Consider the following 16,646-nt stretch of genomic DNA (forward strand, 5'->3'; position numbering starts at 1 on the left):
CGTATTTATTGATTGCCTGTGGGGCGATACCCACAGGAATGATTGCGGCGACGTTGGGTTCTAAACCAATGCTTCCTCGACCTGCAAATTTTGCAGAACGCGTTTGTAGTCGGTCGGCATGACTTTGACGCACTTTGCCAGGAACTCGGCCCAGTTGTCGAGCGCCCACGCTGCCATGTCGCTGCCGGTAAAGTCTTTGTGCTTTTGGATGATCGCTTTGATTTCGGCTTCTTCTTCAGCCGTTTCGATCTTTTCCAATTCGACGGTGGCGAGGTTGCAGTTCACAGTGAATGTGTCATCGGCATCGAGCACGTAAGCAATGCCGCCGGACATGCCCGCGGCAAAGTTGCGTCCGGTTTTGCCCAGGCAAATGACGCGTCCGCCGGTCATGTACTCGCAACCGTGATCGCCCACACCTTCGACAACCGTGATCGCACCGCTGTTACGAACACAGAATCGCTCCGCCGCACGTCCGCGTAGATACGCCTCGCCGCCCGTCGCACCGTACAAGCAAACATTGCCGACCAAAATGTTATCTTCGGCCGTGAAGCTGGCTTCGCGAGGCGGGAACACGATCACGCGACCGCCACTGAGTCCCTTGCCGACGTAATCGTTGGCGTCACCTTCCAATTCGATCGTGATCCCGTGCGCCAAAAATGCGCCCAAACTCTGTCCGGCCGATCCGGTCAACTCAATGCGAATCGTGTCATCCGGCAATCCGGCTTGGCCGTATTTCTTGGCAACTTCGTTACTCAAAATCGTACCGACCGTTCGGTTGATGTTCACAACCGGTGACTGGATCACCACGGATTTTCCAGAATCGATCGCCGGCTTAGCGGCCTCCAATAATACCGTCATGTCGAGTGATTTTTCGAGTCCGTGGTCTTGCGGCATCGAGCAGATCACGCCGACGTCTTCGTGCGGCTTCTTGGCCGGCATCAAGATTTTTGTCAAATCGAGTCCGTCCGACTTCCAGTGCTTGATCGCTTCGTCCGTCTTGAGCATGTCGCTTCGTCCGACCATTTCGTCGATCGATCGGAAACCCATTTTTGCCATCCAACGTCGCGCGTCTTCGGCGACCATGAACAGATAATTCACGACATGCTCGGGTTTGCCCGTAAACATTTTGCGAAGTTCGGGGTCCTGGGTCGCGATTCCGACCGGGCAAGTGTTCAAGTGACACTTACGCATCATGATGCAACCGAGCGTGATCAGAGGCGCGGTCGAGAACCCGAATTCTTCGGCGCCCAACAACGCGGCAATTGCCACGTCTCGGCCGGTCTTCAATCCGCCGTCGGTCTGCAACACGACTCGTGAACGCAAATTATTCAGAACCAAAACCTGATGCGTTTCGGCAATGCCAAGTTCCCAAGGAAGTCCCGCGTGTTTGATGCTGGTCAGCGGCGAAGCACCCGTGCCACCGGTGTCACCGGCGATCAGGATGTGATCGGCATGTGCCTTGGCGACACCCGATGCGATGACGCCGACGCCAACTTCGCTGACCAACTTGACGCTGATCCGCGCAGCGCGGTTGGCGTTCTTCAAGTCGTGAATCAACTGAGCCAAGTCTTCGATCGAATAGATGTCGTGGTGCGGCGGAGGGCTGATCAGACCGACACCCGGCGTGCTGTAGCGGATCCGGGCGATCGTTTGATCGACCTTCTTGCCCGGCAATTCACCGCCCTCGCCGGGTTTCGCACCCTGCGAAATTTTGATCTGAATTTCGTCGGCATTGGACAAGTACTCGATCGTCACGCCGAAACGGCCCGACGCGACCTGCTTGATTGCCGACCGCTTTGAGTCACCGTTTTCAAGTGGTTTGAATCGGATCGGATCCTCGCCACCTTCGCCGGTGTTGCTCTTGCCGCCTAAACGATTCATTGCAACTGCAATCGTCTCGTGTGATTCCGCGCTGATGCTGCCCAGCGACATCGCACCGGTACAGAATCGTTTGACGATCTCTTTGGCCGGTTGAACTTCGTCCAGCGGAATCGACTTTTCTTCGTCGATGTGGAAATCGAACAGTCCCCGTAACGTGCAACGGTTGCGGTTGTCTTCGTTGATTGTATGAGCGAATCGCCAGTACGCACTTTCGTCGTTGTTGCGAGCCGCGACTTGCAAATCAGAAATCGACGCCGGTGACCAAGCATGCTTTTCACCTTCGGCCCGCCAATGGAACTCGCCCAAGTTGGGCAGTGCGGGCAAACGGTCGGACGACTTCAGCGGGAACCCCAGCTTGTGACGTCGCATGGTTTCTTCGGCAAGGATGTCGAATGAGACACCTTGAATGCGGCTGGCCGTGCCGACGAAGCACTTGTCGATGACTTCGTCTCGCAGCCCCAACGCTTCAAAAATCTGAGCGCCTTTGTAACTCTGTAGCGTGCTGATGCCCATCTTGGCCATGACCTTCAACATGCCCTTGGCGACGCCCTTGCGATACGCTGCCACGACCTTGTCGTCGTCAAGTTTCGGATCCATCAATCCATCCAATCGTGCTTGCCACAAAGCTTCGAATGCCAAGTAGGGGTTGATCCCGTCGGCGCCGTAACCAACGAGCAAGCAGTGATGATGGACTTCGCGAGCTTCGCCCGATTCGACGAGCAAGCCGATGCGGGTCCGCTTGGCTTTGGCAACCAAGTGGTGGTGAACGGCACCGGTCGCCAACAGCACGCTGACGGGAACGCGATCATGCGAGATGGCGCGGTCGCTCAAAATGACCAACTGGATGCCTTCGTCCGCTGCCGCTTCGGCTTCGGCCGCGATTCGGTCGAGCGTATTCTTGAGCCCGGCTTTGCCTTCGGCACGATCGAAGGTGATGTCGATCACGCGACTGTGCCAGCCTTCGTAATCGATGTGCTTCAGCGCCGCAATTTCTTCGTTGGTCAAAATTGGGTGATCGACAAGCAAGCGATGGCAGTGCGCCGGCGTCGCCGTCAACAGGTTCTGTTCCGGACCGATGTAGCACTCCAACGACATGATGACGTCTTCGCGGATCGAATCGATCGACGGGTTGGTCACTTGTGCGAACAGTTGCTTGAAGTAGTCGTAAATCATTCGCGGCTTGTCCGACAAGCACGCCAACGCGCTATCGTTGCCCATCGATCCGACCGGGTCACGCAGTTCCGAAACCAAGGGACGCAGCATGAAGTTCAGCGTTTCGGCGGTGTAACCGAACGCTTGCATGCGAGGCAACAATGTCTCGCTGTCGAAACCGTGAGGCTCGTTTTGCGGATTCAAGTCGGCCAGGCGAATGCGTTGCTCTTTCAGCCAGTCGCCATAAGGCATCTTGCGAGCGAATTCGCTCTTCAGTTCTTCGTCGGGGATCAAACGGCCTTCGGCAAAGTCGACCAAGAACATCTTTCCCGGTTGCAAACGCCCCTTCGATTTGACGATCGCCGGATCCACCGGCAATACGCCGACTTCGCTGGCCATGATGACGCGGTCGTCGTGGGTGATGTAGTAACGACTTGGACGAAGTCCGTTGCGGTCCAGCGTCGCGCCGATGTAATGGCCGTCGGTGAACACGATCGAAGCCGGCCCGTCCCAGGGCTCCATCATGCAACTGAAGTACTCGTAGAACGCCCGCTTTTCTTCGGGCATCGTTTCGTGTTTTTGCCAGGCCTCGGGGACCATCATCATGATCGCCTCTTGCAGCGTTCGCCCGTTCATCAGCATGAACTCGAGGACGTTGTCAAACGTTCCCGAATCGGACCCATTGGGCTCGATCACAGGAAACAGTTTCTTCAGGTTGTCGCCGAACAGTTCGCTTTCGGCCGAACCTTCACGAGCACGCATCCAGTTCTTGTTGCCGCGCAGCGTGTTGATTTCGCCGTTGTGGCTCATGAACCGAAGCGGTTGTGCCCGGTCCCAGCTTGGGAACGTGTTCGTCGAAAATCGACTGTGAACCATCGCCAAGTGCGTTTCGAAATCGGTATCACGCAAGTCGGGGAAATAGGGCAAAACTTGCGCCGGCGTCAGCATGCCTTTGTAAATGATGACCTTCGAACTGAGCGAACAGATGTAGAACATCAAAGCTTGCTTCAAGCTGCTGTCGGCGCCGCGAAGCCGATGGCTGGCTTGTTTGTGAATCATGTAGAGCTTGCGATCGAACGCATCATCCTTCAGCCCATCGGAGGCTTCGACGAACAATTGTTCGATGTACGGTTCACTGGCACGAGCGGTTGGGCCAATGTCGGCAATGTCCGTCATCTGTGGCACGTCACGCCAACCGATCAGCTTCTGGCCGGCTTCGGCAATCAGCGACTCAATGGTCGACTTGCATTCAGCTCGTTCAGCCTCGTCTTGCGGCAAGAAAACCAAACCGGCCGCGAATTGGCCCGGTTCGGGCAATTCAACGCCAAGGTCGCGTTTGGCGACTTTGCGTAGAAACTTGTGTGGCAGCCCGCACATGATTCCGCTGCCGTCGCCCGTGTTCGTTTCACATCCACAAGCACCGCGGTGATCCATGTTCTGCAGGATCGTGTCCGCATCGATCACATTCTGGTGACTGGGAACGCCCTTGATGTGGGCGATGAAACCGACACCGCAAGCGTCTTTTTCAAACTCGGGGTCATACAGACCTTGAGCCGGTGGCAGGTGAAAAAGGGGTGTCTTCACGATCGGGTCGTCATTGGATTGGTTGTCGTTGTTCATCGTTTCCTACTCGTTTTCCATCAAAGGTTGTACTGCTTTGGCCGCCCGATTCACCGAGAGGTGCGAGGCTGGCGTCTAAGCAAAGTTGCGAAGTTGCCAGGCGATGCACCGGAGAACCGATCCGGGTCAAGCCACGACCGAAGTACCGCTCCCGGTTTCGATCGAACCGCCGTCCACGCCAGATTTCCTGCTGGCGGATTTACTCCGTATTTCCGACTCGATGTCACGCCCCAGCAGAAGCGAGCCAAACTCGCTGGCTGCGCGGCTGAGACGTCCCGAACGTCGAAAGATCATTCCGAGTGGACGCTTCATGCGCCACTCCTTACATGCCACCACTCGCAACGCGCCGGTGGCTGTTTCGCGGCGAACCGCTGCCTCGGGGATGATGCCCATTCCGCGATTGGCCTGGATGGCCCGAATCATGGAGTCGACATTGTCGAACTCCATCCGAACGTTGACCGCGACGCCGGCGCGAGCCAGGCATCGATCGATTTCTTGTCGTAACGTCAATGCACGATCGAATCCGATCATGTCGGCGCCACGCAATTGCGCCAGCGTGACTTCGTGGCTGGCGGCCAACGGATGCTCGGCCGAGCAGACGATACGCATGGGTTCCTGTTGCCAGGGAATGCAATGAATTTGTTTGGTGCTTCGCGGAAAGCTGACCAGTCCGAAGTCGACCTCGCCTTCGGCCGTCATTTCGATAACACGTTCGACGGAACCGAATTCCGCTTTCACGTCGACTTCCGGATGCAAACGAGCGAACTCGTCGGTCGCCGCTGGCATGTAGCTGAGCCCGACCGAAACGATGGTCCCGATGGTGATCTGGCCACGCAGCGTGCAACTGATGCTGCGAACCTCTTTTTCAAGCCTTTGATACGATCGCAAAACGCCTCGTAATCCACGCAGGTACGTCTTGCCTTCGGGCGTCAGAATCAGCGGCCGTTTCGAGCGATCGATTAACCGAACGCCCAACGATTCTTCCAGATGACCGATCGCTTGGCTGGCCGCACTCTGCGTCAAATCGTGAGCCTCCGCAGCTTTCGAAAAGCTACGCTGCTCGGCGATCGTACAAAAGAGTTCCAGAGTCCGCAGGTGCAATCGAGTTACCTACCATTAGGATTTCTAATAGTGCGGCCTTCAGCATGAAGGCCGTTGATCGCAAGGTAAATCGCAGCTCGATTTTCGTCAATAGCTTCGGCACCGACGCTAAGCTATCGCACCGCTTCGCCAACGCCGGGGCAGTGTGAATGCGTACAGTACCGTAATCGCCCCCAATGACAGGAACGCCCAGGGCATCCACTCTTTCGGCCGCCAAGTGCTGACATTGCCCGACGGACTGCCCGCCGGGTTGATGAAGGACGCCGGGCGAGTTTCGCCGGCGGCATACAGATTGGCGCTGTCGATCATCAAGAACTCGGCGCCCAAGATGATTGCCATGATACCCAGCGCGATGAAAATGGAACGTCGCATCGAAATGTCTCTCTCAAAATCTGGAAGGCCAGGAGTCCAGAGAGTGAGATCGGCATTTGCTAGCAACAGAATCTTCCATTTCCTGGCTTTGCCCTAATACCAGCAAAACCAGCAGTACTTCCGACTCTTGATTCCGTCTAGTCCAGATACCGCTTCGTCAGACCTTCGTAGGCATCGATTCGGCGGTCTCGCAGGAACGGCCAATGCGTTCGGACCACGTCAATGTCGTCGATTTGACAATCGGTGGTGATCACCGTTTCGTCGCCGGTTCCGGCCTGGGCGACCACTTCACCACGGGGTGAAACAACGAACGATGACCCCCAGAACTCCAACCGGCCCTCGATGCCGACTCGGTTGGGCGCCCCCAGCCACAACCCGTTTGCGATCGCATGGGCTCGCATCGCCGTTTGCCAAGCGTCGCGTTGCCCGGGCCCGAAGGTGTCCTTTTCATCATCGATCCAACCGATCGCGGTCGGATAAAGCAGGATCTCGGCGCCGGCGAGCGCGAACAACCTTGCCGCTTCCGGATACCACTGGTCCCAACAAATGCCGACCCCCAGTTTCGCGTAACGTGTTTGGATCGGCGTGAATCCGAGGTCGCCGGGCGTGAAATAGAACTTCTCGTAAAACAGGGGATCGTCGGGAATGTGCATCTTTCGGTATTTACCCGCGATCGTCCCGTCGGCGTCGATGACCGCGACGGTGTTGTGATACAGCCCCGGCGCCCGGCGTTCAAACAGCGGTGCGACGATCACGATTTCGCGGCGTGCGGCGATCTCGGCCAGTGCCTCGGTAGACGGGCCGGGAATCGATTCGGCCAGATCGAACATGCAGTGATCTTCGGCTTGGCACGGATACGGCCCGGTGAACAGTTCCTGCAGGCAAACGACTTGGGCTCCATCATCGGCTGCGCTCTCGATGTGCTTCGATGCCGATGCAATGCACGCAGCGACCGATCCGGCGTCTCGCATTTGAACCAGCGATAAGCGAACATTGCGTCCCACAAGAAGACTCCCAGAGAAGTAATAAATAACCGAATAACCAAACCGATAATATGACGTCGCCCCATCCTAAGCCGCCGACGCTGTTCTTTGCAGGCACCGACACGGATGTCGGCAAGACGTTTGTGGCGTGCATGTTCGCGAGACTTTTGCGAGATCGCGGCCATCGCGTGGGCATCTACAAGCCGGTTGCCAGCGGTTGTCGCGATGAAAATGCCATTCGCATCGCCGATGACGCCGTCGCGCTATGGAATGCGGCGGGTCGACCTGGATCGATCCAGCGAGTTTGTCCGCAGATGTTCTTGGCGCCCCTGGCACCACCGGCCGCCGCGGCACAGGAGGGACGACAAGTCGACGCCGAACGCTTATTTACCGAAGCCAGTCATTGGGACGACGTTTGCGACGCGTTGATCATCGAAGGTGCCGGCGGGCTGTTCAGCCCCTTGGCCGACGGCGTATTGAACATCGACCTAGCCCGGAAGTTTGCCGATGCGCACTTGATCATTGTTGCCGCAAACCGCTTGGGTGTGATTCACCAAACTCTGGCAACGATTGAAGCGGCTCGCAATCGCGGGCGAATGCCCGTTGGCATTGTACTTTGCGATCCCAAAGGGACCGCCGAACCGTCGACGGATACCAATGCATCGCAGATCGCCGCCTATACCGATGTGCCGATCATCGGCAACGTGCCTTACTTGACTTCGACGGATGCTTTGTCGGACGTCGAGGCTTTTGTTTCGACAAAGTTCATCGACGAACTGTTCATGCAGTAACGTTTGCCGGTCGGCTTTGGTCCATCATCAAACACGTGCCCCAGGTGTGCGCCGCACCGGGCACAGTGGACTTCTGTTCGTTTGTAAAACAGGAAGTTGTCCGTTTTATACCCAACACTTTTCTCGTTTAGCGGTGCATAGAAGCTAGGCCAACCGGTTCCCGACTTGAACTTTGTGTCACTTTTAAAAAGATCGAGTCCACAGACAATGCACTCGTAAATCCCTTTGTCTTTGTTGTTCCAGTATTTGTTTCGGAACGCGGGCTCGGTGGCTTCGTTTTGGGTCACGTCGAACTGGATCCTGGTTAGGGAACGCCGAAGCTCCGTTTCTGATTTCGGCGTATATGATTCCGCCTCGCCGTCACTTTCCGACTCGTTCGAAGGAATCGAAAATTCGGACTGCGTTTCCGTCGACCGTTCATCTGCGACCACTCGCATTGAAAGACAGGCGGCGAAAACGACCAACGAGAAAGCGGCGAACAACCCAAGGCTACGAGACATCATCGGCGGACTCCATCGATCGGCGGGGGGATCAGGCGGGGAAATCGCAGTCGGCGAACTCGGAGAGAACACGGACTTCCGTTACAATGCCGGATTGGATCCTTCATCCGTCATTCCCGACCATTCTACGCCCTTTTTGTCATGCCGCACGTCGAATTGCGAGATATCCATTCGACGTTGGGCGGTATTTCCATCTTACGCGGGATGGATTTCCGGATTCCGGACGTCGCATCCACCGTGGCGGGCGATCCCTACATCGTCCTGCTCGGCCCCAGCGGTTGCGGAAAATCGACGACGCTTCGGACCATCGCCGGACTGCAGTCGCCCGATCAAGGTCAAGTGCTGATCGGCGGCGAAGACGTGACGACGCGTCCATCCCGACGTCGGGATGTTGCGATGGTCTTTCAAGGGGACTCGCTTTATCCACATCTGACCATCCGGCAATCGCTGGCTGTCTCAGCAGCGCGGACGACGGATCGATCGAAACGAGAATCGCAAATCGGGCGAGCAATCTTGATGACGGGGATCAGTGCCATCGCGGACCGCCATCCCGACCGGTTGAGCGGCGGCGAACTGCGACGCGCGGCGATCGCGAAGGTCATCGCCTCGGGGGCTTCGGTTCGATTGCTAGACGAACCGCTTTCGGCACTCGATGCATCGGTCCGGCATGGGTTGGCGGCAGATCTGCGAAGGTTTCACGATACCGACGCTGCGACCACCATCCACGTGACCCACGACGGCGACGAAGCGATGCGAATGGCTGACCTGATTGCCGTGATGGCCGGCGGTCGCATCGTTCAGTTCGACACACCCTCGCAGATCTACGATGCGCCGAATTCGGTGACTGTCGCACAGTCGATCGGAACGCCGCCCATGAATTTTCTGAACGCTTCGATTGCGAATGGCGAAGTTTGTTTCGAGGACGACAGGATTCGCCTTCGACGGTGCGAATCAGTAGATCACATCGTCGGGATTTCATCCGCCAGTTCCGTGAAGAACATCATTGTTGGCGTTCGTCCCGCATCGGTTCATCTGGGCGAACTGGGTTCAACGTCACTGGTCCTCTCTATCGTTCGATCGTCGCTTTCAATCTGTCGCATGAATCACTCGCTGTTGATCACTGTACCAATCGAAGGGCAGGCGTTCGCGGCGCTGCTGCCGCGAACGACGTTGTTTGAAACAACGTCGCTTGAAAAAGACACCGTTTCCATCGCGGCCGGTTTCGACGATTTACATTTCTTTGATCGGGCGACGGGGATTCGCATCAACGACCGGTCGGATCGATGACCGAATTTGCTTTCACGGCTAGCGATTTGTATTCGATGCTGCCGATCACCTTGATTCTATGCTTGGGCATCTTCGTTCAATCAGCCGCCGGTTTCGCCGCCGGAGTGTTGATCATCCCCGTGCTGTTGTGGTGTGGTTACACGATCCCGGCGGCGCAATCTGCTTTGTTGGTGGCAACGATTCCACAAAATGTTTGGGGCGTCTGGTCATTGCGGGATCAGATCAAACCACGCAGCATCGTTTGGCCTGGTTTCGGGAGAGTCGCTGTCCTTCCCGTTGGCGTTTGGGTGTTGCATTCGATGGAATCGCTGCCGACGCAAACGATTCGTCAAATCGTTGGCGGCGTTGTGCTTTTTGCAGCGATCGCGACCGTCTACGTCAAACCGACACCCCGTTCACACTTGCATCCGGTTTGGGCGTGGCTTGCATTTCCGATTTCGGGTTTTCTGCAGGGCGTTGTCGGAATGGGCGGGCCGCCCATGGTGTTTTGGGTTCAAGCTCACGACTGGGACACGAAGCAAACCCGTGGATTCCTGTTCGCGATGTACCTGGTCAGCCTCGCGCCGGCCTTGGCGATTTTGTACTTCGCTTTCGGCGATCGAATTGTCGCGCCGGGGCTGTTGGCAGCCGCGTCGATTCCCGCGTTGTGGATCAGTTCGGTGTTCGGACTGAGATTCGGAACGTGGTTAGGAAAAGATCGATTGCGTCGGTTGACGTTGGTCTTGTTGATGGTGTTAGGCGTATCGGGATTGGCATCACCTTGGTTGCGATGAAGTCGCAGACGTCTTTGCCATCACTTCGTTCGATGCCGACTGGTCCGCTGGATGCGATGAAGATCTTCGGTCCTTGTCAGGAACCCCCAATCGAGTGCTTGATCTTGCTCGTATTGCTTACCAAGTGTTTGCGAGATCGACGCTTTGGCAAGCTCGTAGCCGAGATAGAAAGCGTGACCGGCATCAACATTGTCGGATATCGATTCGGCCATCAATCGATCGAATAATCGAAACGGATCGTCATCGCGCAGGTGCAACCCCGCCGAAATCAGATGCAATTCGCCTTGCTGGGCGAAGATGCGATAGTTGTTGTCTTTGATCGAATGGGCCATCGCCACCAGTGCTTCGTCGGGGTACGGACGAAGCTTCGTATCGCGCAGCATCACTAGCTGATCGGACAATCGTTTGGGTGGTACGGCATGGCGGCGACTGTAGTGTGTCAAACGTCTGGCAACATCGCATTCGCGAATCGATGATCGCGCCCAATTGATCACCTGTGTCGTCAGCACGCTTTGGATTTCAAGCTCTTGGCAAACAGCAATCAACATCATGTTCACGCCGGCCGAATCCACGTCAGTCAATTCGGTCACGTTGCCGATCCCCATCATCATCGGCAACTCGGGGTAACGAGAACGGACGCCCGCGTAGCGCACGAGACTTTCCGCGAAGCCCATGCCGATCGGTTCAAGAATCGAGTCCAATCGCATCGCGACGCCGCGAGTTGTCAAAAAATCGATTGTTTTTTCAAAACTTTTTTCATCACCAGGAACGTCCGGGATGACGACGACTTCACATCCCCAATCAGCAGCCGCATCGCGATTGGTTGAGTTGACCGACAGCACCAATGTCGCGCCGTGACGCGTCGCTTGGGAAGCCTCCCACGGATCGAAGGTGTCGACCGAAACTTTCAATCCGTCGTCAACGAGCGCCGTGATGTAGTCGCCGATGTTCACGCATCTTGACGACGGATCGCATCCGAAATCGATCACGTTTGCGCCGCTGTCGCTCAGTTGCCTTGCGATCGTTACGACGTCTTGGACACTGCGACGCGGCGCGTGGTTGATCTCGGCAACGATGTCGATATCGTACTGGCCGAAATCGGCGTCGGGTCGCGTGCCACCAAACAGTTCGGGCATCGAACGGCAATCGTTCGGTCCGCAAATTACGGGAACATTCTGCGATTCGGCCAGTTCATCAATGCCCTGCTCGCAATAACCGGGAACGATCACGTGGGTCGCCACATCGGGGACTGACAGGTGGCGTTTCAACCACTTGGGCGTCATCAAAGCGGCAACGGTGATCGGCATCACACCGATGGAGTAATCGAAGGAGTGCTTGTCGGCCAAATCGGCAACGATCGCGCGCACCGCGGCTTCGGCCAATCGTCCCGTAACGAAATGATAGTGGTGCGTCGGATCAACTTCGATGACATGCATCATCGTTTGGACTCTGTCGGATGTTCGATTTTCATGACGCTCAGTCTAGCTGGAAAAACAACATGACGACTTGTATTCGCGGTTCGGAAATCCGAAATCAAGCCGTCGGTCTTGTTTGCAAGAGGTGTCTCGGCAGACAAAAAAACCGATGCCGAATGCATGGTCGCTCTTGACGCAACAAGCCTAGCCTTTAAAACTTCCTGGACGAGAGATCCGTCGATCGATTTGAAAACCATTTTTAAATCGTCGTGGCCGGGATCTCTCGTTTTTTTATGCGCTGGCGATTTACGATCCGGCACGACATTTCTTATGCCGGTGCTCCCATTCCCCGGTATCGCCATGACGGATTCTCTAATTCAACTCCAACCGCAGCAGTCGACGAACGTGCCATCGCGACCAACGACAATTTGGCATCGCGTTTCAACGAGCGGATTCGATCGAGTCGACTCGTTGATTCTGATCTGGTTGCGAGTCGCCGTTGCCGTCGCGATCTACGTTTGGGCCAACGACTACCTTGCCGACGAAACGTACCGGCACGTCTTCATCGAGCCTCGTGTGTTGATGAAGTACGCCGAGTTCGAATGGGTTTTGTTGTGGCCGGGCGATGGCATGTACTGGCACTTCGTGATCACAAAGATCGCCGCGATTTGCCTTGCCGCCGGATTGGTGACGCGTCTGTCGGCGGCAATCCTTTGCTTCTCGATCGCCTACGTGTTGTTGGTCGAAGCGACGATTTACGTCAACCATTACTATTTGCTTTCCATGACGGCGGGTTTACTGGTTTTCCTGCCTGCGGCTGGCCAATGGTCGGTGGATCGCTTGATCGGGCTAACGCGGACCGGCCCCACGATGTGGCGTTGGCAGCTTTGGATGCTGCGGTTTCAGCTGGGGATGCCGTATGTCTTTGGTGCGATGGCCAAGCTGAACGGTGACTGGCTGCGTGGGCAACCGATGGAATCGATCCTGCGATTGCGGACTTCGTGGGGCGGCCGACCGTGGTCTGAGATCCCCGGGATGGTCGAGGCGTTCGCATGGGGTGGTTTCGCTTTCGACTTGTTGGTCGTGCCACTGCTGATGTGGAAACGAACTCGCTTGATCGCGGTGGTCTGGGCCATGCTATTTCATTTGACGAATGCAGCGACTTTGGACATCGGCGTTTTTCCCTGGTTCATGTTAGCGACTTTGGTGGTCTTCTTTCCAGTTGACTTCCTGCGTCGGCGGATGCGCATGTTTGTCGGCGACACGCGAGACCTCATACCGCACAGCGACGTTGCGACTCTCGTTTCCCGGCTAGACCGAGTCGCTGCCACGATGGCGATTGTCTACGTCTTCATTCATATTTGCTTGCCAATGCGGCCGGCGATCTATCCCGGGGATTCGAATTGGAACGAGCGAGGCCACCGATTCGCGTGGCGGATGATGCTCTATCACAAACACGCGTTGACGCACTATTTGGTCGTGGACAAAAACAGCGACGAGTTTCTGTTCGTGCCTTCAACCACCGTGTTGACGGGATATCAAGCGTTACGAGATGACCATCGCCCTGAAATGATCCGGCAAACCGCGGTTGCAATCAGTAGGACGGCCACAGAATTGGGCGTCACAGAGAACCGAGTCTATGCGTTGGCTCTGGTTTCGCTAAACGGACGAAAGCCGACACCAATCGTGGATCCCACAATCGACTTGACGCAGGTTCGCCAAGGCTGGTGGCGTGACGATTGGGTACGACAAGATCCGGGGCCCCTGTCGGATCCGCCCTGGACGATCGACAAGGAACAGTGGTGGTCGGTTCTCGAATTGCCAGAGCCGTTCACTGCACTGCAGGGACGAACGCCAAATGAGTTGCAGGAATTTTTGAAACAGCAGGCAACAAAAAAAGCCACGCCGTGATCGATTCACGGCGTGGCTCAGTTTCTTCTTTGCGACGTTCGCTCGCTTAGTTTCGCAACAGTTCCGCGATACCGAAGGTGAAGAACGTGGACAGACCAAAGTTGATCGCTTCCTCTTCACACTTGTATTGCAGGATCAACGTGTCGCCCGCTTGGACTAAAGGTCGGCTTCGCGGATCGTTGATCGCTTGGCTCAAGTCCACCTCGATGGCCACTTGACCTCCACACCCGTCGCTGCGAAGGACGTACAGCATGGTTGGTGGAACCCCTTGGGCCCCACGACCGACCGATTGTCCGAATTGCTGAGCCGTACCGCCGATGCTTGATCCGGCAACCGCAATCGCACCCAACACGTCCAAGTCATAGTCACGTGGCAGTGGGAATTGACCACCGTTGAGCAAGCCGCCGGTGTAGTACACTTCCGTTTCACGCGATTCGATGTACACGATGTCGCCGTCTTTGAGGACAACGTCTTCTTCGTCGATGTCGGGCACGACGCCTGGCTTGAGCCGTAGCGGAATCCGTAAGACCGATGGATCTTCGGGAAGCTTCGGCGGGCAAGCACAAGGATCAAGTCGCAACGCCTGTTGCTGGAGATTCCATTGTTGCATGAACTGGGCACGTTTGCGTTGGTCGGCGCGGCTGGCTCGCAACACCTTCACCTCGTTCTTGGCGTTCAAGCCCGGCAGTCCACCGGTTTCGACCAAAGCATGAAGGATGTCGTTCTTGTATGCGGGAAGCTTGACCAAACCGCCCGAAGCACTTCGGTCACTACCACCAGTTAAAAACTGGGACGCGACGTTCTGTACGTTAAGTCCATTGTTCGGCGTACCACCACCGTCTTCACGAACCACGATTACGTCGTAGGTACGTTCTTTGATGATCGTGACGATCGGGCGAGCCTTTTCAGGACGCAAGATGTCTTCGTCGATGTACTTGTCACGGATCGCATCGCGAACTTGCTCGAGCGTCAAGCCGTCGACGTCAAGAGGTTCGATCAACGGCAACGACAACGTACCGTCATCTTGCACCGCGATCGGGTATCCGATCGACGGTGGCAATGTGCTGTCCGCATCGGGGAAGTTCACCGGTGGCGGCTCAGGTGGTTGGTTGGGCGGATTGAAGGGCAGAACGCCTTCAACGTAGATACCCAAAATGTCTCCACCTGAGATTTGATAGTCGCGCGGTGGCTCGATCGACAACAACGCGATGTCGACAGGCACCAAGTCATTCTTTGGCTCAGCAAAGAACTGTGATGGTAGCCGGTCGGCCGGTACGCCGTTGATCGGCTGTGTCAAAGCCGAGCACCCAGAAAGTGCCGTGGCAACCAAGCTGGCCGCAACGGCGGTCGTTGCGGAGCGGATCAATCGCCGTGTCCGCTCGACGGCTGGAAGTTTCGTTCTCATCCCTGAACTCTCTTGCTAGGGCCCGATTTTGATTTGCTGAAAGACTTGGCCAGTCGCCGAACGTCTTACGTATTGACCAAAGCAACGCCGTGGTCAGTCATTGAACGCCTGGGAGTCATTCCGCCGGCGTTACCGTTGTCATTGATTCACTCTGATCGTGAATGCTCTCACTCAAAACTGAACGGCAGGTCGTTCGCATCGCTGATGTTGATGGTGTCGGAAGAAGTTCCGAACACGTCATCAATATCAACGGTGACAGATTCATCGATCACGTTGGATCGATCGATCACTGCCGTTCGCATGTCCGGTTGCGAAGCGGCGGCTGGGCCATCGCTTAACACCGCGGCAAACGGAAACGAATCCGAGCTTTGGTAGGCGCTGTCGAAGTCATCGAGTGCATCGATTGCTTCTGTCGCATCTGATTCGATTGGCTCGATGCCACTCTTATCAAGCTTGGGCTCGTCAAGTTTCGTTGGCTCGGGCGCCTTTTCGTTTTCCGTGTAAAACGGATTCGCAGGTGCAGGAGCGGTGGAACTTGAATCGCTGTTGGAATAAGCAGCAGCGGGCATCGGCACCGGTGCCTGTTGAGGCGCCGATGACGTACCAATTTGGCTCCAATGTCCGACTCCGTCTTCCTCGGCTGCTCGAGCCCCTTGCGGGAAACCCTGGAACCAAGCGTTGACAGCACCTTGACCGTTGGCTGATTGGTATCGCCATCCCCAGTACTGGGACGGGGCAATGGCAGGCGTGCAAGCGTTTCCGCCTTCAGCGACTTCCATGTAACCCTTCATGAATCCATCTCTGAATTCACGCTCGTTGCGTTGATTGCAAAATTGGTCTTTGCGGCAATGCCACGCTTTCTCGGCTAACGCACGGTTGCGGTAGCCAATCATGAAGTCGTCGATACATTCGGTGTGCTTCAACTGTCGGCCAATGCCGGCAGTCATCGTGCATCCGCTCGATCCCACCACAATCAGTCCGAGACACCCCGCCGCCAGCCAACGTCGCAGGTTGCGAATCGCCGGTGAGGGTTCTGTGCTCGTATTGATCGTGACGGATCCAGCTTCGGCATTATCCGAAGAGTTCGTCGCGACGGTATTCGGCTCGGCCTCTACGGCCCAGTCAGATTTGTTCTGTTGAAGTGCTTTCGCACCAATGGAACGAATCGCCATGTTGGCCCCCCTTGGCTACAACGGCATTCGGTAAGTCAGTCATGCAGGTTGGGCGGGTCGTATCGTTAAGACACGTCGCCCTGGCCTATCTATCGCCGTATTCCCCCTGCCGGATTAAACAAAAAGGACGAAAATCCGATCTGTAACGGAAGAAGCGACCCTACCGGCCTTGTCTATTGAGCCTAAGAATGCCGTCTAGCACTGCCTCACAACCGGAAATGTCTACCACCACAAGCGTTAAATAATGGGGGATTTTCCAGTTCAGAGGTTTTGTCGGGAAGAT

At 56.2% G+C, this 16,646-nt stretch carries 12 protein-coding genes; 4 read left to right on the forward strand and 8 right to left on the reverse strand.

All coding sequences use genetic code 11. The features are described 5' to 3' along the window. Positions 1 to 60: 60 nt before the first annotated feature. The 4 genes from gltB to Poly51_RS15970 form a co-directional block, all read right to left on the reverse strand. Positions 61 to 4,620 carry a glutamate synthase large subunit gene (gltB, locus tag Poly51_RS15955; protein ID WP_146459197.1) on the reverse strand — a complete coding sequence of 1,520 codons (4,560 nt, stop codon included), beginning with the start codon at positions 4,618 to 4,620 and terminating at the stop codon, positions 61 to 63. Between the two features lie 159 nt (positions 4,621 to 4,779). Next, on the reverse strand, positions 4,780 to 5,754 hold the full coding sequence (locus tag Poly51_RS15960; protein ID WP_146458787.1) for a LysR family transcriptional regulator: 975 nt from the start codon (positions 5,752 to 5,754) through the stop codon (positions 4,780 to 4,782). A gap of 108 nt (positions 5,755 to 5,862) precedes the next feature. Further along, positions 5,863 to 6,126 (reverse strand): hypothetical protein, encoded by a 264-nt coding sequence (locus Poly51_RS15965; RefSeq protein ID WP_146458788.1) that lies wholly within the window; start codon positions 6,124 to 6,126, stop codon positions 5,863 to 5,865. A gap of 137 nt (positions 6,127 to 6,263) precedes the next feature. Further along, a complete protein-coding gene (locus Poly51_RS15970; RefSeq protein WP_146458789.1) occupies positions 6,264 to 7,130 on the reverse strand; it encodes a carbon-nitrogen hydrolase in 867 nt (288 codons plus the stop codon). A gap of 50 nt (positions 7,131 to 7,180) precedes the next feature. Between Poly51_RS15970 and bioD the strand changes: the two genes are divergently transcribed. Further along, positions 7,181 to 7,900, forward strand: coding sequence for a dethiobiotin synthase (bioD, locus tag Poly51_RS15975; protein WP_146458790.1), 720 nt, complete (start codon positions 7,181 to 7,183; stop codon positions 7,898 to 7,900). Here the strand turns inward: bioD and msrB are convergent. Next, positions 7,819 to 8,403, reverse strand: coding sequence for a peptide-methionine (R)-S-oxide reductase MsrB (gene msrB / locus Poly51_RS15980; RefSeq protein WP_146458791.1), 585 nt, complete (start codon positions 8,401 to 8,403; stop codon positions 7,819 to 7,821). The genes bioD and msrB overlap by 82 nt on opposite strands. 138 nt (positions 8,404 to 8,541) lie before the next feature. Here msrB and Poly51_RS15985 point away from each other — a divergent pair, with 138 nt between their 5' ends. Both Poly51_RS15985 and Poly51_RS15990 read left to right on the forward strand, forming a co-directional pair. After that, positions 8,542 to 9,687, forward strand: coding sequence for an ABC transporter ATP-binding protein (locus Poly51_RS15985; protein ID WP_146458792.1), 1,146 nt, complete (start codon positions 8,542 to 8,544; stop codon positions 9,685 to 9,687). Continuing rightward, positions 9,684 to 10,460 (forward strand): sulfite exporter TauE/SafE family protein, encoded by a 777-nt coding sequence (locus Poly51_RS15990; protein WP_246114549.1) that lies wholly within the window; start codon positions 9,684 to 9,686, stop codon positions 10,458 to 10,460. Before Poly51_RS15985 ends, Poly51_RS15990 begins: the two co-directional genes overlap by 4 nt. Positions 10,461 to 10,480: 20 nt before the next feature. On the opposite strand, the gene Poly51_RS15995 is transcribed toward Poly51_RS15990, so the two are convergent. After that, complete coding sequence (locus Poly51_RS15995; RefSeq protein WP_146458793.1) at positions 10,481 to 11,899, reverse strand: DUF6513 domain-containing protein; 1,419 nt, start codon at positions 11,897 to 11,899, stop codon at positions 10,481 to 10,483. A gap of 336 nt (positions 11,900 to 12,235) precedes the next feature. Between Poly51_RS15995 and Poly51_RS16000 the strand changes: the two genes are divergently transcribed. Next, positions 12,236 to 13,786 carry an HTTM domain-containing protein gene (locus Poly51_RS16000; protein WP_186775598.1) on the forward strand — a complete coding sequence of 517 codons (1,551 nt, stop codon included), beginning with the start codon at positions 12,236 to 12,238 and terminating at the stop codon, positions 13,784 to 13,786. 46 nt (positions 13,787 to 13,832) lie between these two features. On the opposite strand, the gene Poly51_RS16005 is transcribed toward Poly51_RS16000, so the two are convergent. Continuing rightward, positions 13,833 to 15,191, reverse strand: coding sequence for a polysaccharide biosynthesis/export family protein (locus tag Poly51_RS16005; RefSeq protein ID WP_146458795.1), 1,359 nt, complete (start codon positions 15,189 to 15,191; stop codon positions 13,833 to 13,835). Between the two features lie 167 nt (positions 15,192 to 15,358). Then, positions 15,359 to 16,363, reverse strand: a complete 1,005-nt coding sequence (locus tag Poly51_RS16010; RefSeq protein WP_146458796.1) for a hypothetical protein — start codon at positions 16,361 to 16,363, stop codon at positions 15,359 to 15,361. Between the last annotated feature and the right edge of the window lie 283 nt (positions 16,364 to 16,646).

Origin of the sequence: Rubripirellula tenax, assembly GCF_007860125.1 — a bacterium.
GTDB lineage: Bacteria > Planctomycetota > Planctomycetia > Pirellulales > Pirellulaceae > Rubripirellula > Rubripirellula tenax.